This is a genomic window from Stenotrophomonas sp. Ps181 (assembly GCF_025697425.1).
GTDB classification, from domain to species: domain Bacteria; phylum Pseudomonadota; class Gammaproteobacteria; order Xanthomonadales; family Xanthomonadaceae; genus Stenotrophomonas; species Stenotrophomonas sepilia.
Genome location: NZ_JAHWBI010000001.1, coordinates 696,621 through 716,751 on the forward strand (window position 1 = coordinate 696,621; position 20,131 = coordinate 716,751).

Sequence of the window (20,131 nt, forward strand, 5' to 3'; positions counted from 1 at the left end):
ATGCGTGTACATGCCTGCGACAATCGGCCGCAGCCGTGACGCAGGCTGAATGCGAGTCACCCCGAATGCGGGAGTGGGCGGTAGAATGCGCCCATGCACGACGCCGTCACCCGCCCGACTCCCCCCTCCGATGCCACCGCCTGGCCCCGTCGCCAGACCCATGCCGTCCAGATCGGTGGGGTCACCGTAGGCGGAGGCAAGCCGGTGGTGGTGCAGTCGATGACCAACACCGATACGTCCGACGTGGCCTCCAGCGTGAAGCAGGTGGCCGAGTTGTGGCGTGCGGGTTCGGAGATGGTGCGGTTGACCGTCAACACCGTGGAAGCCGCTGCGGCCATTCCGCGCATCGTCGACAAGCTGGCGATGATGGGTATCGATGTACCGCTGATCGGTGACTTCCACTACAACGGCCACCAGCTGCTCACCGCCGAGCCGGCGTGTGCGGAAGCGTTGGCCAAGTACCGCATCAACCCGGGCAATGTCGGCTTCGGCAAGAAGAAGGACCTGCAGTTCGCCCAGTTGATCGAGTTCGCGATCCGCTACAACAAGCCGGTGCGCATCGGTGCCAACTGGGGCTCGCTGGACCAGGCACTGGCGGCCAGGCTGATGGACGAGAACAGCCTGCGCGAGCAGCCCTGGGACGCCGGCCGCGTGCTGCGCGAGGCGCTGATCCGTTCGGCGCTGGATTCGGCCGAGCAGGCGGTGGAACTCGGCCTGCCGCGCGATCGCATCGTGCTGTCGGCCAAGGTCAGTGGCGTGCAGGAACTGATCGCGGTGTACCGCGACCTGGCCCAGCGCTCGGACTTCGCCCTGCACCTGGGCCTGACCGAAGCCGGTATCGGTAGCAAGGGCATCGTCGCCTCGTCGGCAGCGCTGAGCGTGCTGCTGCAGGAAGGCATCGGTGACACCATCCGCATCTCGCTGACCCCGGAACCGGGCCAGTCGCGCACGCAGGAAGTGATCGTCGCCCAGGAACTGCTGCAGACCACCGGCCAGCGCGCCTTCACGCCGCTGGTCACGGCCTGCCCGGGCTGCGGCCGCACCACCTCCGAGTTCTTCCAGGAACTGGCCAAAGTGGTGCAGAACCACGTGCGCGAGAAGATGCCGCTGTGGAAAATCCACCACCCAGGTGCGGAGAACATGACCCTGGCGGTGATGGGCTGCATCGTCAACGGGCCGGGTGAGTCGCGCCATGCCAACATCGGCATCTCCCTGCCGGGTACGGGCGAGACGCCGGCAGCACCGGTATTCGTCGATGGCGAGAAGAAGGTGACCCTGCGTGGCGACAACATCGCCCAGGCGTTCGTCGCCCTGATCGACGATTACGTCGAACACAAATATGTCCGAAGCGCCGGATAAGCCCGCGATCCTCGCCGCTCCGGAGTCGGCCTCCGGTTTCCGCCACTGGATGGCGCGCAACGCCTGGCGCCTGGTCCTGCTGTTCGGTGGCGTACTGCTGCCGTTGGCGGGCTTCGTCGCCCTGGCTGACGAAGTGCACGAATTTGAATCGTTCCATTTCGATGCGCCGCTGCTGTGGCAGATGCATGGCCTGCATTCGCCATGGCTGGACCGCTTCTTCGTGCTCATCTCGAAACTGGGCTACGAGTGGTTCCTGATCCCTGCTGACGTGCTGATCATCGGTGCGCTGCTGGGCTACCGGCGCTGGCGCGAGGCGACCTTCGTCGCGGTCAGTTTCGTGGGATCGGCGTTGCTGAACATGGGCAGCAAGCACTTCTTCCAGCGCCAGCGCCCCAGCCTGTGGGAGTCGATTGCGCCGGAATCGACGTTCAGCTTCCCCAGCGGGCACGCCATGGGCTCGATGACCCTTGCCGCGACCCTGGTGCTGCTGGCCTGGAATACCCGCTGGCGCTGGCCGGTATTGCTGCTGGCGCCCCCGTTCAGCCTGCTGGTGAGCGTCTCACGGGTCTATCTGGGCGTGCATTATCCCTCGGACATCCTGGCCGGATGGTGTGCCGCGCTGGTTTGGGTGGTAGGGTGCTATCTGGTCATGTTCAGTCGCCGGCATCCTTGGCGACGTCGGGATTCGCCGCCAGCGACGGCCAGCGAAGCATCATCACAGGGGGGTGACGTGGATGACCCTTCCGGGGCGTCTACGTAATAGATCAGTTGTTTCGTTGCAGCAGGTTCTGCAAGACAGGGGGCAAGCACAACGCGCGTTACTGTGATGCGCAAGGCAGAACGCGTGGACCGCGTCCCGAACGCGCTTGCAGGGATATCGGCGCCCTGCCTAGCTTGACCTGCAATGGCCGCATTCGAAGAGGTACGTGAATGACGATTCGAGTCTACCTGGTGGATGACCATGCGCTGGTCCGCACCGGGATGAAGATGATCCTGTCGGGGGAGACCGACATCGAGGTGGTGGGCGAAGCCGAGACGGGTGAAGACGCACTGCGCGACGTCCGCCAGCTGCTGCCGGACGTGGTGCTGTGCGACCTGCACCTGCCCGGTGTGAGTGGCATGGAAGTGACCGAGCGCATCGTCCGCAGCCACCGCAACACCCGCGTGGTGATCGTGTCGGTGCTGGAAGACGGGCCGCTGCCGAAGCGCTTGCTGGAGGCGGGGGCCGCGGGCTACATCGGCAAGGGCTGCGATGCACAGGAGCTGCTGCGCGCGGTGCGCGATGTGGCCATGGGCCGTCGCTACCTGGGCACCAGCATCGCGCAGAACCTGGCCTTGTCGACGGTGGAGGGCAATGGTTCGCCGTTCGACAGCCTGTCGCCGCGAGAACTGGAAGTGGCATTGCTGCTGACCCAGGGCCTGCGCCAGGAAGACATCGCGCGGCGCCTGAGCCTGAGTGCGAAGACGGTGAACACGCACAAGGCGCGGTTGTTCGAGAAGATGGGGATCCACGACAACATCGCGCTGGCGCGCATGGCCAGCCAGTACGGGCTGGTGGATCCGGCGCGGCCGTTGTAAGGGTTTTGGCCAACGGTTGAGCCTTCCGCAGGGCCATCGACAGGTTCCGTGCGCCGTCACTGCCGACAGAGGAAATGTAGAGCCGAGCCCATGCTCGGCTGCTTTCCGGCCTGCGGGCGCGGAGCCGAGCATGGGCTCGGCTCTGCAGCTGCGTCGGGCTCAGTGGCCGCGCACGCGCTTGATGATCTTCGCCGCGTCAGCGGCGCTGGTGCGCACCTTGTCCCATTCGCCGTTGGCGATCCAGTTGCCCGGCACCATCCACGAACCGCCGATGCAGACCACGTTCTTCTGCTCGAGGTACTCGGCGGCGGTGTTTTCGGTGATGCCGCCGGTCGGGCATAGCTTGAGGTCGGCGACCGGGCCGGCCAGACCCTTGATCATCGCCAGCCCGCCCACGGCTGTGGCCGGGAACAGCTTGCACACGCGGAAGCCGCGCGCATACAGCGACAGCAGTTCGGTCGGCGTGGCCGCACCCGGCACTACCGGCAGCGGTGCCGCCGCCAGCGCATCGGCCAGCGCCGGTGGCGTACCCGGGGTCACCAGGAAGTCCGCGCCCGCATCGATCGACTGCTGCATCTGCTCCACGGTCAGCACCGTACCGGCACCCACCACCACGTCCGGCAGCTCACGCTTGAGCGTTGCCAGCGCTTCCATCGCCACCGGCGTGCGCAGCGTCAGCTCGATCGCCGGCAGGCCACCTTCCAGCAACGCCGCACTGACCGCACGCGCCTGGTCCAGCGTATGAATCGTCACCACCGGCAGGATGCCCGCCGCACGCAACAGCTCCGCCGCCTTCACCTGATGTTGTTCGATACCCATAGCTCTGCTTCTGCCTTTGCTGTCGAATTTGATTTTCAGTGATCACTTCGCGGCATTGATGCGCCGGAGAGTGTCAGAAGGGCGCGGTCAGCCCCAGCCGGGACCGTGAGCGGCATGGATGCCGCGACCGAGCCCCCATGGGTGAGGGCGCTTTGCTTGCGAAGCACCGCTTTGCAAGCGCCCGAACGCCCAACCGCCAGCGGTTGGGCCGGCCCCGTAGGGGGTTTACGGCGTGTCCCGGCCAGGGCGCTCTACTGCCCAGGTCGGGAAGCCTGCCGCGGCTTTTCGCTTCAGGCGTCTTTTGCCTCATGCGGCGCCGCCGCCGCTGCGGCATCGTGCCCCAGCTCATACTCCGCGTCGTAGTCCCACGGCCCGCCATCGGCCGCCGCCGGCCCGCACGAAATCGAAATCGCGCCCTGGTCGGCCGGGCCCACCACGCGACGGTTGATCGCGAACAGGTTGCGGCCCAGGTCATGCGCGGCCGGCGCGGTGTTCGGCGCCAGCGGACGTGCTGCCCATTCCGCCGCGTCCACCAGCACTTCCAGCGTGCCGGCCTCGCCGTCGAGTCGGATCATGTCGCCCTCGCGGACCTTGGCCAGCGGGCCACCGCGCGCCGCTTCCGGGGTCACATGGATGGCCGCCGGGATCTTGCCCGAGGCACCGGACAGGCGGCCGTCGGTGACCAGCGCCACGCGCCGGCCCTGGTTCTGCAGCAGGCCCAGCAGCGGTGCCAGCGAATGCAGTTCGGGCATGCCGTTGGCACGCGGGCCCTGGTAACGCACCACCGCCACGAAGTCCTGCGGCAGCAGGCCACCGGCGTGCAGCTTGTTCAATACCTGCGGTGCATCGACCACCACCGCCGGTGCTTCGATCGTTCGGTACTGCGGTTTCACCGCCGACAGCTTGATCAGCGACTTGCCGAGGTTGCCGCGCAGCAGGCGCAGGCCACCTTGGTGCTCGAACGGATTGTCGACGCCACGCACCACTTCGTCATCGGCACTGTGTTCCAGGCCCGGCAGGTAGACCAGCCGGCCGTCACGCAGCTGCGGCTCGCGCGCATAGTCGGCCATGCCGCCACGCGCGACGCTGACCAGGTCGCCGTGCATCAGGCCCGCCTTGATCAGCTCGCCGAACACGAAGGCCGGGCCGCCAGCGGCCGCGAAACGGTTCACGTCGGCCTCGCCGTTCGGATAGACACGGGCCAGCAGCGGAATCAGCTGCGACAGTTCGTCGAAGTCGTCCCAGGTCAGCACGATGCCGGCCGCACGCGCCACCGCGATCCAGTGGATGGTGTGGTTGGTCGAACCGCCAGTGGCCATCAGCGCGATGACCGCGTTGATGATCGCGCGCTCGTCAATGATCCGGCCCAGCGGGCGGAAGTCGTCGCCCAGTGCGGTGATGTCCAGCGCTCGTTCGGTTGCCTCGCGGGTCAGGGCGTCACGCAGCGGCGTGCCTGGATTGACGAACGAGGCGCCCGGCAACTGCACGCCCATGGCTTCCAGCAGCACCTGGTTGGAGTTGGCCGTGCCGTAGAAGGTGCAGGTGCCCGCACCGTGGTACGACGCGGACTCGGCTTCCAGCAGCTCTTCGCGGGTGGCCTCACCGGCGGCGTAGCGCTCGCGCACTTCGGCCTTCTGCTTGTTCGGGATGCCCGGGGTCATCGGGCCGGCCGGTACGAACACTGCCGGCAGATGGCCGAAGGCCAGCGCACCGATCAGCAGGCCCGGCACGATCTTGTCGCACACGCCGAGGTAGACGGTGGTATCGAACATGTCATGGCTGAGGCCGATGGCCGTGGCCTGGGCAATGACATCGCGCGAGAACAGTGACAGCTCCATGCCACCACGGCCCTGGGTGACACCGTCGCACATCGCAGGCACGCCGCCGGCGACCTGTGCGGTGGCGCCCAGCTCGCGGGCGATGCCGCGGATCTGTTCGGGATAGGTCTCGAACGGCTGGTGCGCCGACAGCATGTCGTTGTAGGCGGTGATGATGCCCAGGTTCGGCGTCACGCCGCCGCGCAGGCGGCTCTTGTCGGTGCCGCCGCAGGCGGCGAACCCGTGGGCGAGGTTGCCGCAACTCAGGCGGCTGCGGAACGGGCCCTCGCGCAGGGAGGCATCGATCGCGGCCAGATAGGCGGCGCGCGAGGCGGCGCTGCGGCGGATGACGCGCTCAGTGATGGCTTGCAGTTGAGGATGGAGGCTCATTGGCTACCGGCATTCGTGGTGGCGAGAGGCAAGCGGCGGCACGGCGCCGCCGCCGACATCAATCAGCCCAGTGGACGCGCAGGCGCGCGCCTTCCAGGTTGATCGCATTGAGGATCGGATACTGCTGGGCATCGTTGCTGTCCAGCGCCTGGCGCAGTACCTGCAGCTTCTGCTTGCCGCGCAGCAGCAACAGGCGCTGGCGGCACTGGCGCAGGCCGTGCGGGGTCAGCGTGATGCGCAGCGGCCACTGGTTCGCGCCTGGGCAGCCGGTGGCATCCAGCGCGGCATAGGGCAGGGTGCTTTCCAGTGCGCGTGCGAGGTCTTTCGAGCCAGGGAACAGCGAGGCGGTGTGCCCGTCGTTGCCCATGCCCAGCGCTACCAGGCTCGGCGGCTGGCTGTGCTGCGCCTGCAGGTTGGCGGTATACACGCATTCGGGCAGTGGCTTGCCGATCCGTACCAGCGGATCGAAGTGGGCGCCCTCGGTACGCTTGAGCAGGTGCTCGCGCACCAGCCAGGCGTTGCTGTCGCGATCCTGCGGCGACAGCCAGCGCTCGTCGGCCAGGCTCACTTCAACCCGGTCCCAGTGCACGTCCAGCTCGGCCAGTGCCTGGTAGACCGGAGCCGGCGTGGTGCCGCCGGACAACAGGATGCGGGCGCGGCCCACTTCATTGATGTCGTGGTTGAGGGTGCGTGCCATCTCAGCGGCCACCGCTTCGATCCAGCCGTCGGCGTCGCCGTGCTGGATGAACTCGATGCGATCGTCGTGGAAGCTGGGGTTCATTCGGCAACTCCTGGTGCGTCACGTTCGGCGTCGGTGGCATAGGCGGCGGCGCCCAGCAATCCGGCGTGGGGATGCATCACCGCCAATGAGGGTACGCGCGCCATGATCGAGGAGAAGCGGCCCTTGTGTTCGAAGCGCTGGCGGAAACCGGAGTGCTGCAGCGAATCGAGCATCTTCGGGGTCAGGCCACCGGTCAGGAACACGCCATCCCAGGCGCCCTGGGTGAGCACCAGGTCACCGGCGATGGCGCCGAACACGGCGCAGAACACGTCCACGGTGCGCATTGCCTGCGGATCACCGTGCAGGGCACGGGCGGTCACGTCCACCGGCTGCAGCTGGCCCGGGTCGATACCGGCCATCTCGCACACGGCGCGGTGGATGTTGACCAGGCCGGGGCCACAGATCAGGCGCTCGTTGGAGACACGGCCGAACTGTTCGGACAGGATCTCCAGGATGCGGATCTCTTCCGGGGTTCCCGGCGGGAAGCTGACATGGCCGCCTTCGGTTTCCAGCGGGTAGCAGCGGCCGTGGCGCATGATCAGGCCGCCCACGCCGAGGCCGGTACCCGGCCCGATCACTGCGTAGTTGCGCGGCTGGCCCGGCTTGCCCGGTACCCAGGCGGCACCGCCGACCTGGACCACGTCCTCGGGCTGCAGCAGCGAGATCGCCATCGCCTGTGCGGCGAAGTCGTTGATCAGGTGCAGCTCGTCGAAACCGAGCATCGCTGCGGTGCGGCTGCGCGAGATCACCCACGGATGGTTGGTGATGCGTGCTTCGTCACCATCAACGCGACCGGCCACTGCGAACACGCCGCGGCTTGCGGTGGCGCCGATCTGTTCCAGATGGTGGCGCGCGGCATCACCCAGCGAAGGGAACTCCGCCACCGCGTACTCGCGGATGCTGTCCTTCTGCAGAGGTGCGTCCTGCGAGGTGTCTGCCAGGGCGAAGCGGGCATTGGTGCCACCGATGTCGGCCACCAGCACCGGCTGCGAGCTGGCACTCATGCCGACGCTCCGCTGTCCGGTGCGTCCACGCCCTGCGGCAGGAACTCGCCGGCATTGCTCGGGCCCCATTGGCCGGCGGGGTAGGGCTCCAGCGGGAGCTTGGCGTCCTTCCACGCGTCGGCGACGCTGTCGATCCAGGCCCACGCGGCGCGCACTTCGTCGTCGCGCACGAATAGCGTGTGGTTGCCATTGAAGGCGTCCAGGAACAGGCGTTCGTAAGCGATGCGGCGATGCAGGCCGGTTGGCACCGACAGTTCCAGTTCCAGCGGATGCAGTTCCAGCGCGCCCCATTCCGGGCCGGCCAGGCTGCTCATCAGGCCCAGTTCGATGTTCTCCTGCGGCTGCAGCTGGAACACCAGGCGGTTCGGTGCGGCCTGCGCGCGCTGCGGGCGCTCGAACAGCCAGTGGGTGACCGGCTTCAGCGTGACCACCACGCGGGTGGTGCGCTCGGGCAGGCGCTTGCCGGTGACCAGGTGGAACGGCACGCCGCTCCAGCGCCAGTTGTCGATATGCGCGGTGACACCGGCGAAGGTTTCCACGTCGCTGCCTTCCGGCGGCTGGTAGGCCTGCGCCGGCTGGCCGTTGATGGTGCCGGCGGTGTAGCGGCCGCGGATGCTGTCGCGCGCGGCGTGCTTCGCGTCGAGCGGGCGAAGGGCGCGCAGCACCTTGACCTTCTCGTCGCGGATGCGGTCGGCTTCCAGCGACGCCGGCGGCTCCATCGCCACCATGCACAGCAGCTGCAGGATGTGGCTCTGCACCATGTCGCGCAGCGCGCCGGAGCGGGCGTAGTAGGCATCACGGCCATCCACGCCTTCGCTCTCGGCCACCAGGATATGCACCGATTCGATGTAGTTGCGGTTCCACACCGCTTCCAGCAGCGTATTGCCGAAGCGCAGCGCGATCAGGTTCTGCACTGCCGCCTTGCCCAGGTAATGGTCGAGGCGGAACACGCGGTCCTCGTCGATCCACTGGCCGATGGTGCTGATGATTTCCTCGGCGCTCTCGCTGTCGCTGCCGATCGGCTTCTCCAGCATCAGGCGTGCCGGCGCGGCGAGGGCGCCGCCCCTGGCCAGGCCTTCGCAGGTGGAAATGTACAGGCCCGGCGGAATGGCGAGGTAGCTGACGCACTTGCGGTGCACCAGATCGGAGACCGCAGCGGCAACCGAGTCGACGTCGCGCAGGTCCACCGAACGGTAGTCGATGCGGCGCAGCAGGGCAGCGATGTCGTCCTGCGTGGCCATCGGCATGGCCTGCTGCAGGCGCGGCCGCAGGATGTCATGGAAGGCTTCGGTGTCATGCCCGGACAGGGCCAGTGCGCGGACGCGGAAGTCCTCCGGCAGCAGGCCGTCGCCGAGCAGGCGAAGCAGCGAAGGGAACAGGTAGCGCTGGGCCAGATCACCTGTGGCACCGAACAGGAAGAGGGTGTCGTGCATCGCTCGAGTTTCAGATCCGGGTGACATCGTTGTCAATCGCTTCATGGCTGGGTTCGGGGGACATCCGCGCAACTGCCTGTCCGAGGATCGTCAGGGGCGATCTCCAAGGTTGCGGAAGACCGTTCCATTCGAAACCACTACCTCGGCGGAACCTTCGTTCAACCGCCGACGCAGATCGGTGCGCACCGATCATCGGATAGTGCCACGTGAAAACGTTTACATGGCAGAATGGGCAACTGTATTCGATTGCAGTGCTCGCCGTCATGCGGCAGGCGCGCAATCATCACTGCCATCGGGAGGGCCGAGGCAGTCCCAAAAGACAGCCCGGCTTCGGGCGGACCGGATAGGTGATATGGCAAAAGTGCAGTTGCAGGGTGTGCGCAAGGTCTACGACAACGGCCAGGTCGCGGTGAAGGACGCCAGCTTCGAGGTCGCCGATGGCGAGCTGATGGTGCTGGTCGGTCCGTCCGGCTGTGGCAAGTCGACCCTGTTGCGGATGGTGGCGGGCCTGGAAGAGATCAGCGGCGGCACGCTGACCATCGGCGATCGCGTGGTCAACGACGTGGCGCCGAAGGATCGCGACATCGCCATGGTGTTCCAGAGCTACGCGTTGTACCCGCACATGACCGTGGCCGAGAACCTGGCCTTCGGCCTGAAGCTGCGCGGGCATGACAAGGCGACCATCGACAAGCGCATTGCCGAGGCGGCGCAGACGCTGGGCCTGACCGAGATGATGGACAAGCTGCCCAAGGCGATGTCCGGTGGCCAGCGTCAGCGCGTGGCACTGGGCCGGGCGCTGGTGCGCGAGCCGGCGGTGTTCCTGCTCGACGAGCCGCTGTCCAACCTCGACGCCAAGCTGCGCCACAGCGTGCGTACCGAGATCGCACAGCTGCACCGCAAGCTGGGCACCACCATGATCTACGTGACGCACGACCAGGTTGAAGCGATGACGCTGGGCCAGCGCATCGTGGTGCTGAAGGACGGCATCATCCAGCAGATCGATACGCCGATGGCGCTGTACGACCGCCCGGCCAACCTGTTCGTGGCCGGTTTCCTCGGCAGCCCGGCGATGAACGTGCTGCGTGGCACGCTGCAGGGCGATGCCGGCGGCGTGAGCGTGGTCGACGGCGAATGGCGCGCGCCACTGGGACAGGCCACGATCAATCCAGCGTGGCTGCAGAAGCCGATCGCGGTCGGCGTGCGGCCGGAGCACCTGCAGCCTGCTGCTGCCGATGACGCGCATGCGTTCATCGCGCGCATTGAAGGCATCGAGCCGGTCGGCAACGAGATCTTCGTCAATCTGAGCAGTGGCCAGCATGCGCTGACCATGCGCGTGGCACCGCAGGCGCTGCCAGCAGTGGGCGAGCAGATCCGCGTGGCGATTCACTCGCAGGGCCTGCACTTCTTCAACGCAGAGAGCGGCGAGCGCCTGTAACCGGTAGTGCCGGCCGCTGGCCGGCAACCTCCATCATGCGTGGTTGCCGGCCAGCGGCCGGCACTACCACTCATTCAGCGCGCCAGCCCGTCCAGCAACGGCACGCGCTGGGCGGTGGCGCTGCCCACCTGCAGGTCGGCGTCACTGGCTTCCAGCGGCAGCACCGCCAGCGCCAGGTCACCGGCCACGCTGGCGATCGTGCCCAGCGTCGCGCCGTCCTGCAGCACGCCATCGCCGGCCTGTGCCGGTGCCGCGGTGTGCAGCAGCTGCACCGCGCGCTTCGCCTTGCCGAGGAAGTGGGTGCGGGCGACGATTTCCTGGCCCGGGTAGCAGCCTTTCTTCACGCTGTAGCCATTCAGGCGGTCCAGGCCCAGCTGCTGCGGGGTCCACACTTCGCGCTGGCTCTCGTCCAAGCGCGGCAATCCGTAGCGCAGGTCGGCCTGGCGCCAGGCGAGGGCGAAGGCGGCCTCATCGGTTTCGCTGCCGGATGCAACGGCGTCCGCCGCCCCAATGCGCAGCGTGCGCGGCAGGACGTCGCTGCCGAGGTCCAGCTCCCAGCCGTCACCTGCAGCGCGCGCGATCGCGGCGCCGCTGGCAGCCTCGGGCGCAGTGAACGCACCGGCCACGGCCAGATCGCTGCGCACCCGTACCTTCACCTTGCGACGGAACACGAAGCGCTGCAGTTGCGACGCAATCGCATCGGCATCGCCATCTGCCAGCACCAGCATCACCTGGTCATCAGCCAATCGCAGCAGCTGGAACACCGCCAGGGTGCGGCCCTTGGCGCTCAGCCAGGCGCTCCACTGCCAGTGCAGCAGGGGCAGGGCGGTGACGTCGCTGCTGAACTGGGCGTGGGCGAAGACGGCCGCATCCGGGCCCTGCAGGCTCAGCAGCTGGTGGCCGGGCAGGCGCGGATATCCGACGAAAGCAGGGGGCAGGTTGTCAGGCACGTGAACGAGGTCTAAAATTTGTGCGTTGCGAGACCGAACATGATAGGCCAAACAACCCCCACTCCCGACGACGAATCTGAAGCCCCGCTGGTCCCCGTGGCACCCGTGCCCGTGGAACAGGAAAAAGCAGAGGAATTCGGCGGCCGCGGCGGACTTGATCCGGTGCGGTATGGCGATTGGGAGAAAAACGGACGCTGCATCGATTTCTGATCAGCATTGAGCCAACGCGGCCGCGTGCCGCCCAGCCGAGACAACGAGCCCAGCGAATGGCGACCAGACAACGCCCACTTTCCCCGCACCTTCAGGTGTATCGCTGGCAGATCCAGATGGCCACCTCGATCCTGCATCGAGCCACCGGCATCTTTCTGTCTGTTGGTGCCCTCATCATCGCTGCCGGCCTGCTGGCCCTGATGATGGGGCCCGAGTCCTGGAACTGCTTCACCGGCCATGCCGGGGCCTGGTATGGCCGCGTGTTCCTGTTCGCGTGGACATGGTCGTTCGCCTATCACCTGTGCAATGGCATCCGCCATGTGGTGCAGGACTTCGCCATCGGCTTCAGCATCCCCGCCTTCATCCGCAGCAGCTGGCTGTCGGTCATCGGCAGCCTGGTGATCACCCTGCTGGTGTGGGCCTATGTGATGTTCGGAGGTGCCGCGTGAGCAAGTTCCGTACCCCGCTGAAGAACGTGCGCGGCCTGGGCTCGGCCAAGACCGGCACCGAGCACTTCGTGCACCAGCGCCTGACCGCCGCCGCGCTGGTGGTGCTGGGCATCTGGTTCCTGGTCTTCGTGCTGGGCCTGCTGGGCTCGGATTACGCGACCGCCGCCGCCGCCGTGGCCAAGCCGTGGAACGCAGTGCCGCTGATCGGCCTGCTGATCGCCATGTTCTGGCACGCGCAGCTCGGCATGCAGGTCGTGTTGGAAGACTATATCCACGAATCGCTGCTGGCCCTGGTGCTGCAGACCGCGGTGAAGTTCGTCGCCGTGCTCGGCATGATCGTCAGTGTGTTTGCGGTGGGCCGCATCGCCCTCGGCGTTGCCTGAGCCCAGGCACCTACACAGGAATCCAGATTAGATGTCCGCTTACAAGATCACCGAACACAAGTACGACATGGTCGTGGTCGGCGCCGGCGGTGCCGGCCTGCGCGCCACGTTCGGCCTGGCCGCCAAGGGCCTGCAGACCGTGTGCCTGACCAAGGTCTTCCCGACCCGTTCGCACACCGTTGCCGCCCAGGGCGGTATTTCGGCCGCACTCGGCAACATGGGCGAGGACGACTGGCGCTACCACTTCTTCGACACCATCAAGGGGTCGGACTGGCTGGGTGACCAGGACGCCATCGAGTACATGTGCCGTGAGGCCATCCCGGCCATCATCGAACTGGAACACTACGGCGTGCCGTTCTCGCGCACCGCCGAAGGCAAGATCTACCAGCGCCCGTTCGGTGGCATGACCACCAAGTACGGCGAAGGCCCGGCGGCGCAGCGTACCTGCGCGGCGGCCGACCGTACCGGCCACGCGATGCTGCACACCCTGTACCAGCAGTCGCTGAAGCACGATGCGCGCTTCATGATCGAGTACTTCGCGCTTGACCTGATCTTCGACGACGAAGGCGCCTGCCGCGGCGTGCTGGCCCTGGACATGTCCGATGGCACGCTGCACCTGTTCCGCGCCCAGGGCGTGGTACTGGCCACCGGCGGCTACGGCCGTGCCTACTTCAGCGCCACCTCGGCGCACACCTGCACCGGCGACGGTGGCGGCCTGGCCATGCGTGCCGGCATCGCCATGCAGGACATGGAGTTCGTGCAGTTCCACCCGACCGGCATCTACGGCGCCGGCTGCCTGATCACCGAGGGTGTCCGCGGTGAAGGCGGCATCCTGCGCAACAGCAGCGGCGAGCGCTTCATGGAGCGCTATGCACCGCACTACAAGGACCTGGCCTCGCGCGACGTGGTCAGCCGTTCGATGACCATCGAGATCCGCGAAGGCCGCGGCGTCGGCGAGCACAAGGACCACATCCTGCTCGACCTGACCCACCTCGGCCCGGGCGTGATCGACGACAAGCTGCCGGGCATCGCCGAGAGCGCCCGCATCTTCGCCGGCGTCGACGTGCACAAGCAGCCGATCCCGGTCATTCCGACCGTGCACTACAACATGGGCGGCATCCCGACCAACTACCACGGTGAAGTGGTGCAGAAGGTCGGCGACAACGACAATGCCGTGGTGCCGGGCCTGTACGCCATCGGCGAAGCGGCCTGCGTGTCCGTGCACGGCGCCAACCGCCTGGGCTCGAACTCGCTGCTGGACCTGGTGGTGTTCGGCCGTGCGGTGGCCAACCGCTGCGCCGAGACCATCAAGCCGGGTGCCGCGCACAAGCCGCTGCCGGCCGATGCCTGCGACAAGGCGCTGGGCCTGCTGGACAAGCTGCGCCACGCCAACGGCGATACCCCGACCTCGGTCATCCGCGATCGCATGCAGCGCACCATGCAGGCCGACGCGGCGGTCTTCCGTACCAGCCAGACGCTGAAGGAAGGCTGCGAGAAGATGGACAAGATCTTCGACTCGTTCCAGGACGTGAAGGTCTCCGACCGTTCGCTGGTCTGGAACTCGGACCTGATCGAGACCTACGAGCTGAACAACCTGCTGCTCAACGCGGTGGCGACGATCAACTCGGCCGAACAGCGCAAGGAAAGCCGTGGTGCGCATGCGCACGAGGACTATCCGGACCGCGACGACGTCAACTGGCAGAAGCACACCCTGGTCAGCGTCGACGAGAAGGGCAAGTGCAGCTTCGACTACCGTCCGGTGCACATGTACACGTTGACCGACGACGTGTCCGTGGTGCCGCCGAAGCCGCGCGTGTACTGATCCGACCCCGCCTACCATGCAATCCGCGCCCACGGGCGCGGGCCGCCTGAGCCAACGAGAGCAGCCATGGCCGAGTTTTCACTCCCCAAGAATTCCAAGATCACGAAGGGCAAGCACTTCCCCGTCAAGAACGGCGGCAAGAACGTGCGCACCTTCAAGATCTACCGCTGGAGTCCGGACGACGACAGCAACCCGCGCACCGATACCTATGAAGTCGATCTGGATGCCTGTGGCCCAATGGTCCTGGACGCCCTGATCAAGATCAAGAACGAGATCGACCCGACCCTGACCTTCCGCCGCTCGTGCCGCGAAGGCATCTGTGGTTCGTGCGCGATGAACATCGACGGCACCAATACCCTGGCCTGCACCCGAGCCATCTCGGACTGCGGCAAGAAGGAAGTGCCGATCTACCCGCTGCCGCACATGAACGTGGTCAAGGATCTGGTTCCGGACCTGACCCACTTCTACGCGCAGTACGCCTCGATCAAGCCGTGGATCCGCACCCAGACCCCGGCACCGCCGGACCGTGAGCGCCTGCAGTCGCCGGAAGACCGCAAGAAGCTGGACGGCCTGTATGAGTGCATCCTGTGCGCCTGCTGCTCGACCAGCTGCCCGAGCTACTGGTGGAACGGCGAGCGTTACCTGGGCCCGGCAATCCTGCTGCAGGCTTACCGCTGGATCATCGACTCGCGCGATGAGGACACCGGTGCGCGCCTGGACGATCTGGAAGATCCGTTCAAGCTGTATCGCTGCCACACCATCATGAACTGCGCCCGCACCTGCCCGAAGGGCCTGAACCCGGCGCTGGCGATCGCCGAGATCAAGAAGCTGATGATGGAACGCCGCGCCTGATCAGGCCTGGCTGTACCCGGTGGAGCCGCGCTACGCGTGGCTGCACCACCTCAGTAGAGCCACGCCATGCGTGGCTTTGCTGTATCTGGAGAAGCACGATGGAAGACGATGTTCTGCTGAAGAAGCTGCGCTGGCGCTGCCGCCGCGGCATGCGCGAACTGGACCAGCTGTTCGGCCGCTACCTGGACCGTGAGTGGAGCACTGCACCGACCGGAGAGCGCGAGGTTTTCCTGTTCCTGCTCGATTGCGAGGACGATAAATTGTGGCGCTGGTTCATGGGCTATGAGGCTTGCCCGCATGCGCACGCGATCCCCCTCATGCAGAAGATCCTCGCCCTCAAGCCTTGAGTGGCGCCCCTCGCGGCTGCAGGCCGCCGCCCAGTTGGCGGTGCTGCTGGCCTCTCCCTGGTTGTTGCGCGCCTCGGATCTGCCTGCGCGGCTGCTGATGCCCGCGCTGCTGCTGGCCTGGGGCGTCGGCTTGGCCGAACTGGCCTGGCGCCAGCGCAGGCCACGCGTGCAGGTGCGTCTTCCGCCGCTTCCCGGGCCATTGCAGGTGGCCGGGCGGGACGTCGATACGCCACGGCTGGTGGTGCGTGGCCCATGGTTGTTGTTGCTGTGGCGTGAGGATCGGCGCCGCCGGCGCCTGCTGTTCTGGCCGGATGTGCTCGATTCCGGGCAGCGACGTGAACTGCGACTGGCCGTGGCCGCACGCAGCGTTTCCCGTCAGCCCCGGTCGATGGCACCATAAGCTGAATTGACCGGCGTGCCTGCATGTTCAAACCCATTCCCGTGGCCATCGGCCTGCGCTACCTGCGCGCCAAGCGCCGCAACGGCTTCATCTCCTTCATCTCGATGGCATCGATCCTGGGCATCGCGCTCGGCGTTACGGTGCTGATCACCACCCTGGCGGTGATGAGCGGTTTCCAGAAGGAAATCCGCAGCCGCCTGCTGCAGATGACCGCCCATACCACCATCAGCCGCGACGGCGAACCGATGCCGGACTGGATGCGGGTGGTCGACGTGGCCAAGAAGGACCCGCGGGTGGCCGGCGCCGCGCCGTACATCGAGATCCAGTCGATGATCAGCGGCCCGCGCGTGCAGGGCGCGGTCATCCAGGGCATCGATCCGGCGCTGGAGCCGAACGTCTCGGTGATCGACAAGAAGGTCACCAAGGGCAGCTATGACAGCCTCAAGCCGGGCAGCTTCAACCTGCTGCTGGGCAAGGAGCTGGCGATCTGGCTGGGCGTGGACGTTGGCGACCAGGTGCTGGTGACCTTTGCCGAAGTGCAGGGCACGCCGGCCGGCGCGGTGCCGCGGATGAAACGCTTCACCGTCAGCGGCCTCTTCGAGGCCGGGTACAACGAGGTCGATCGCGGCGTCGGCTTCGCCAACATGCAGGACCTGGAGCGTGTTCTGCGCAGTGACGGCGCCACCGGCGTGCGGCTGAAGCTGCACGACATGGACCGCTCGCTGGAAGTGGGCGTGGACCTGGCGCAGAGCCTCGGTGGCGCCTACCGCGTGAGTGACTGGACGCAGCAGAACGCCAACCTCTACCACTCGCTGCGCATGGAGAAGGTGGTGATGGGCATCCTGCTGTCGCTGATCATCGCCATGGGTGCCTTCAACCTGGTGTCCTCGCAGGTGATGCTGGTGACCGACAAGCAGGCCGACATTGCCATCCTGCGCACGCTGGGCCTGACCCCGGGCGGGGTGATGCAGGTGTTCATGGTGCAGGGCTCGTTGATCGGTATCTTCGGCACGCTGGCCGGCCTGATCGGCGGCATCACCCTGACCCTCAACCTGGAACGCATCCTCGGCGCCATCGAAAGCGTGTTCAACGTCAAGCTTCTGCCGGAGGACGTCTATTACATCACCGGCCTGCCGACCGACATGCAGACCGGCGACGTGGTGGCGATCACCGTGGTCGCGCTGCTGATGAGCTTCCTGGCAACCCTGTATCCCGCCTGGCGGGCGGCACGCACCCAGCCGGCGGAGGCCCTGCGTTATGAATAAGGTCGTCAACCGCGGCGATGAAGTGATCCGCGCCGAAGCGCTGGGCAAGACCTATGCCGAAGGGCGCATGCAGACCCCGGTGTTCGATGGGCTGGACCTGACCGTGACTGCTGGCGAGACGGTGGCGATCATCGGCGCCTCCGGTGCCGGCAAGAGCACGCTGCTGCACCTGCTGGGCGGCCTGGACATTCCGACTGCCGGCGAAGTGTATGTGACCGGCCAGCGCATGTCGGCGCTGTCGGATACCGCGCGCGGCGTGCTGCGCAACCAGGCGCTGGGCTTCGTCTACCAGTTCCATCACCTGCTACCGGAGTTCACCGCGCTGGAAAACGTGATGATGCCGGTGCTGCTGGCCGGCACCGCCGTGGCCGAGGCGAGCAGCCGGGCCAACACGCTGCTGGAAGCGGTCGGCCTCGGCCATCGCCTGGACCACAAGCCGGGCGAGCTGTCCGGTGGCGAACGCCAACGTGCTGCAGTGGCGCGCGCGCTGGTCAATCATCCGGCCTGCGTGCTCGGCGACGAGCCGACCGGCAACCTGGATGACCGCACCGCCGGCACCGTGTTCGAGCTGATGCTGGAACTCAACCGCGCGCGCCATACCAGCCTGGTGCTGGTGACCCACGACCGCAGCCTGGCGCGGCGCCTGGACCGGGTGCTGGAGCTGCGCGAAGGGCGCCTGCACGCACTGGCCCACGCCGACGTCTGAGCGCTGGGACCGCTTTGGTGGAAGCCGACCTTGGTCGGCTGCTCCTGCAGGGCAAGCGCCAACCAGGGTTGGCGTCTACCGTGGTCCGGCCAGTAGCCGCCGACCGGCGGCTGAATGGGGCGCGAGCCGTCGCGCCGGCGTTGCCAGCCCAGGCGCATGATGGCGACAGTTCCCCGAGGAGATCGCCATGAAGACCCCGATGCTGATGGCCGGACTCTGCCTGGCACTGGCCGCCTGTGCGACCACCGGCCGGCTCAGCAGTACCGAGAAACTGGATCTGTACCGTGCCCACGCCGGCGCGCCGCAGAACGACATGCAGTTCTTTGGCAGCCTCAATGGCTGGACCGAGCTGGGCGACAGTGCGCTGGCGGTGTGGACCCGTCCCAGCGAAGCCTATCTGCTGGAGTTGAATGGTCCCTGCCAGGACCTGCCATATGCGACCGCCATCGGCCTGACCAGCCAGATGAACCGTGTCTCGGCGCGCTTTGACAAGGTGCTGGTGCGCGACCCCACCGGCGGCCCGCGCCTGCCGTGCTTCATCAACAGCATCCGCAAGCTGGACGTGAAGGCCCTGCGCGCGTCCGAGCAGGAGCTGCGACAGGCGCAGGTGCAGGAGCGCGAGGAAAATACGAAATAGCGCGGTAGTGCCGGCCGCTGGCCGGCAACCTGGCATCTGCGCGATGCCGGCCAGCGGCCGGCACTACCTGTGGGTCAGGCTTCCGGGGTGAAGCCGGCGGGCTTTTCCGCGTCCTTCTCGAACAGGAACTTGACCAGTTCGCCTTCAAGGAACGCACGATGTTCCGGCGTGCGCGGCGACAGCCGGTTCTCGTTGATCAGCATGGTCTGATGGGCCAGCCACGCCGCCCAGGCCTGCTTGCCGATGTTGTTGAAGATGCGCTGGCCCAGCTCGCCAGGGTAGGGCACGAAGTCCAGGCCCTCGGCATCGCGTTGTTCGTACTGGCAGAAGACGGTTCGGGGCATGGGATTCACTCGTGGTTGCGGGGTTTGCTGGAATTTCGTTTCGGCGTCTTGATCGTGGCGCCGTCGAGCAGTTTGCGGATCGGTGCCGGCAGGCCCAATGCGGGCAGCTCGTCGCTGGCGACCCAGCGCAGCGTGGGTTCTTCCACGCGCAGGCCGCGTACCTTCCGTGACAATACCTGCAGGTGCAGCCTGTAGTGGCTGAAGGTGTGCTGCAGCACCGGCAGTTCCTCTGCATCTTCGAGCGAGCCGTCGACATGTGCGTCAAACCAGTCCTGCAGGTCGCTGCCGGCCTCGGCCTGCGGCAGCGTCCACAGCTGCGCCCAGATGCCGGTGTCCGGCCGCTTCTGCAGCAGCACGCGCTGCTGGGCGTCGCGCAGCAGCAGTGCAACTGCTTCGCGTTCGGGCAGGGTCTTGCTGGGCTTGGGCGTGGGCAGTTCAGCGGTGCGGCCTTCGCGCCGCGCCACGCATGCGTCCTGCAGCGGGCAGATCACGCAGGCCGGCTTGGCCCGGCTGCATACCGTCGCGCCCAGGTCCATCTGCGCCTGCGTGTAATCGGCCATGCGCCCGGCCGGCACCTGCGCGACGTGCGCCTCGGCAATCGCCCACAGTTGTTTCTCGATGGCTGGCAGGCCGGGAAAACCGTCGATGCCGTGATAGCGGCTGAGTACGCGCTTGACGTTGCCGTCAAGGATCGCGAACGGGTCGTTCCAGGCTTGGCTGAGGATCGCGGCAGCGGTGCTGCGGCCGATGCCGGGCAGGGCATGCAATGCATCGAAATCGCGCGGCAGGTCGCCGTCGTGCAGTTCCACGCAGCGCTTTGCCGCGGCATGCAGGTTGCGTGCACGGGCGTAGTAGCCGAGCCCGGCCCACTGCGCCATCACCGCGTCATTGCTGGCGGCGGCGAGCTCGGGCAGGGTCGGGAAGTGCTGCAGGAAACGCTGGAAATACGGGATGACCGTGGCCACCTGGGTCTGCTGCAGCATGATCTCCGACAACCAGACCCGGTAGGGGCTGCGCGGGTGCTGCCAGGGCAGGTCATGGCGACCGTGGTCGTCGAACCAGTGCAGCAGGCGGGCGACGAAGTCGTCTTCCTGGGCAGTGTCGGCGCTGGCGTGCGGCTGGCGGGGCATGAGTGTTCCGGAAGGAGGCG

General features: G+C 66.9%; 22 protein-coding genes. 14 read left to right on the forward strand and 8 right to left on the reverse strand.

Going from position 1 to position 20,131, the window contains the following annotated elements:
- Nucleotides 1-93: 93 nt before the first annotated feature.
- From ispG to KXV01_RS03325, 3 genes are all read left to right on the forward strand, one after another.
- Nucleotides 94-1,359, forward strand: a complete 1,266-nt coding sequence (gene ispG / locus KXV01_RS03315; protein WP_263467506.1) for a flavodoxin-dependent (E)-4-hydroxy-3-methylbut-2-enyl-diphosphate synthase — start codon at nt 94-96, stop codon at nt 1,357-1,359.
- Nucleotides 1,340-2,119, forward strand: a complete 780-nt coding sequence (locus tag KXV01_RS03320) for a phosphatase PAP2 family protein (protein WP_005416123.1) — start codon at nt 1,340-1,342, stop codon at nt 2,117-2,119. Before ispG ends, KXV01_RS03320 begins: the two co-directional genes overlap by 20 nt.
- A gap of 170 nt (nt 2,120-2,289) precedes the next feature.
- The gene (locus tag KXV01_RS03325; RefSeq protein ID WP_005416124.1) at nt 2,290-2,937 is read left to right on the forward strand and encodes a response regulator; all 648 of its coding nucleotides are present in this window, start codon (nt 2,290-2,292) and stop codon (nt 2,935-2,937) included.
- A gap of 159 nt (nt 2,938-3,096) precedes the next feature.
- Here KXV01_RS03325 and eda read toward each other — a convergent pair whose 3' ends face one another.
- The 5 genes from eda to zwf all read right to left on the reverse strand — a co-directional run bounded on the left by eda (nt 3,097) and on the right by zwf (nt 9,181).
- Nucleotides 3,097-3,756 (reverse strand): bifunctional 4-hydroxy-2-oxoglutarate aldolase/2-dehydro-3-deoxy-phosphogluconate aldolase, encoded by a 660-nt coding sequence (gene eda, locus KXV01_RS03330; RefSeq protein WP_049414671.1) that lies wholly within the window; start codon nt 3,754-3,756, stop codon nt 3,097-3,099.
- A 290-nt stretch (nt 3,757-4,046) separates the two neighbouring features.
- Nucleotides 4,047-5,963 carry a phosphogluconate dehydratase gene (gene edd, locus KXV01_RS03335; protein ID WP_049413492.1) on the reverse strand — a complete coding sequence of 639 codons (1,917 nt, stop codon included), beginning with the start codon at nt 5,961-5,963 and terminating at the stop codon, nt 4,047-4,049.
- A 58-nt stretch (nt 5,964-6,021) separates the two neighbouring features.
- The gene (gene pgl / locus KXV01_RS03340; RefSeq protein WP_049413491.1) at nt 6,022-6,744 is read right to left on the reverse strand and encodes a 6-phosphogluconolactonase; all 723 of its coding nucleotides are present in this window, start codon (nt 6,742-6,744) and stop codon (nt 6,022-6,024) included.
- The gene (gene glk / locus KXV01_RS03345) at nt 6,741-7,748 is read right to left on the reverse strand and encodes a glucokinase (protein ID WP_099495508.1); all 1,008 of its coding nucleotides are present in this window, start codon (nt 7,746-7,748) and stop codon (nt 6,741-6,743) included. The genes pgl and glk overlap by 4 nt, the downstream gene beginning before the upstream one ends.
- Nucleotides 7,745-9,181, reverse strand: coding sequence for a glucose-6-phosphate dehydrogenase (gene zwf, locus KXV01_RS03350; protein ID WP_049413486.1), 1,437 nt, complete (start codon nt 9,179-9,181; stop codon nt 7,745-7,747). The genes glk and zwf overlap by 4 nt, the downstream gene beginning before the upstream one ends.
- Nucleotides 9,182-9,533: 352 nt before the next feature.
- Between zwf and ugpC the strand changes: the two genes are divergently transcribed.
- Nucleotides 9,534-10,616, forward strand: coding sequence for a sn-glycerol-3-phosphate ABC transporter ATP-binding protein UgpC (ugpC, locus tag KXV01_RS03355; protein ID WP_099495507.1), 1,083 nt, complete (start codon nt 9,534-9,536; stop codon nt 10,614-10,616).
- A 74-nt stretch (nt 10,617-10,690) separates the two neighbouring features.
- Here the strand turns inward: ugpC and KXV01_RS03360 are convergent, their stop codons facing one another.
- Entirely contained in the window at nt 10,691-11,566 is an 876-nt protein-coding gene (locus KXV01_RS03360) for a folate-binding protein YgfZ (protein WP_111096900.1), read from the reverse strand.
- Nucleotides 11,567-11,605: 39 nt separating this feature from the next.
- Here KXV01_RS03360 and KXV01_RS03365 point away from each other — a divergent pair, with 39 nt between their 5' ends.
- The 10 genes from KXV01_RS03365 (at nt 11,606) to KXV01_RS03410 (ending at nt 18,637) form a co-directional block, all read left to right on the forward strand.
- Nucleotides 11,606-11,776: a DUF1674 domain-containing protein gene (locus KXV01_RS03365; protein ID WP_080342731.1), complete on the forward strand. Its 171-nt coding sequence runs from the start codon at nt 11,606-11,608 to the stop codon at nt 11,774-11,776.
- Nucleotides 11,777-11,832: 56 nt separating this feature from the next.
- Nucleotides 11,833-12,225 carry a succinate dehydrogenase, cytochrome b556 subunit gene (sdhC, locus tag KXV01_RS03370; RefSeq protein ID WP_005416132.1) on the forward strand — a complete coding sequence of 131 codons (393 nt, stop codon included), beginning with the start codon at nt 11,833-11,835 and terminating at the stop codon, nt 12,223-12,225.
- Nucleotides 12,222-12,608, forward strand: a complete 387-nt coding sequence (sdhD, locus tag KXV01_RS03375) for a succinate dehydrogenase, hydrophobic membrane anchor protein (protein ID WP_005409077.1) — start codon at nt 12,222-12,224, stop codon at nt 12,606-12,608. Before sdhC ends, sdhD begins: the two co-directional genes overlap by 4 nt.
- A 31-nt stretch (nt 12,609-12,639) precedes the next feature.
- Nucleotides 12,640-14,430 carry a succinate dehydrogenase flavoprotein subunit gene (gene sdhA / locus KXV01_RS03380; protein WP_099495504.1) on the forward strand — a complete coding sequence of 597 codons (1,791 nt, stop codon included), beginning with the start codon at nt 12,640-12,642 and terminating at the stop codon, nt 14,428-14,430.
- A 66-nt stretch (nt 14,431-14,496) separates the two neighbouring features.
- Complete coding sequence (locus tag KXV01_RS03385; RefSeq protein WP_005409079.1) at nt 14,497-15,282, forward strand: succinate dehydrogenase iron-sulfur subunit; 786 nt, start codon at nt 14,497-14,499, stop codon at nt 15,280-15,282.
- Between the two features lie 98 nt (nt 15,283-15,380).
- The gene (locus KXV01_RS03390; RefSeq protein WP_049413478.1) at nt 15,381-15,629 is read left to right on the forward strand and encodes a succinate dehydrogenase assembly factor 2; all 249 of its coding nucleotides are present in this window, start codon (nt 15,381-15,383) and stop codon (nt 15,627-15,629) included.
- Entirely contained in the window at nt 15,580-16,029 is a 450-nt protein-coding gene (locus KXV01_RS03395; protein WP_099495503.1) for a hypothetical protein, read from the forward strand. Before KXV01_RS03390 ends, KXV01_RS03395 begins: the two co-directional genes overlap by 50 nt.
- Nucleotides 16,030-16,052: 23 nt before the next feature.
- Nucleotides 16,053-17,294 (forward strand): lipoprotein-releasing ABC transporter permease subunit, encoded by a 1,242-nt coding sequence (locus KXV01_RS03400; protein WP_099495502.1) that lies wholly within the window; start codon nt 16,053-16,055, stop codon nt 17,292-17,294.
- Nucleotides 17,287-18,000 (forward strand): lipoprotein-releasing ABC transporter ATP-binding protein LolD, encoded by a 714-nt coding sequence (gene lolD, locus KXV01_RS03405; RefSeq protein ID WP_099495501.1) that lies wholly within the window; start codon nt 17,287-17,289, stop codon nt 17,998-18,000. Before KXV01_RS03400 ends, lolD begins: the two co-directional genes overlap by 8 nt.
- Nucleotides 18,001-18,187: 187 nt before the next feature.
- Nucleotides 18,188-18,637 carry a DUF6491 family protein gene (locus KXV01_RS03410; RefSeq protein WP_099495500.1) on the forward strand — a complete coding sequence of 150 codons (450 nt, stop codon included), beginning with the start codon at nt 18,188-18,190 and terminating at the stop codon, nt 18,635-18,637.
- A gap of 74 nt (nt 18,638-18,711) precedes the next feature.
- Here the strand turns inward: KXV01_RS03410 and KXV01_RS03415 are convergent, their stop codons facing one another.
- Together KXV01_RS03415 and mutY are read right to left on the reverse strand one after the other, a co-directional pair.
- A complete protein-coding gene (locus KXV01_RS03415) occupies nt 18,712-18,981 on the reverse strand; it encodes an oxidative damage protection protein (protein WP_014036808.1) in 270 nt (89 codons plus the stop codon).
- Nucleotides 18,982-18,986: 5 nt separating this feature from the next.
- Nucleotides 18,987-20,111 carry an A/G-specific adenine glycosylase gene (mutY, locus tag KXV01_RS03420; protein WP_099495499.1) on the reverse strand — a complete coding sequence of 375 codons (1,125 nt, stop codon included), beginning with the start codon at nt 20,109-20,111 and terminating at the stop codon, nt 18,987-18,989.
- Nucleotides 20,112-20,131 lie beyond the last annotated feature (20 nt).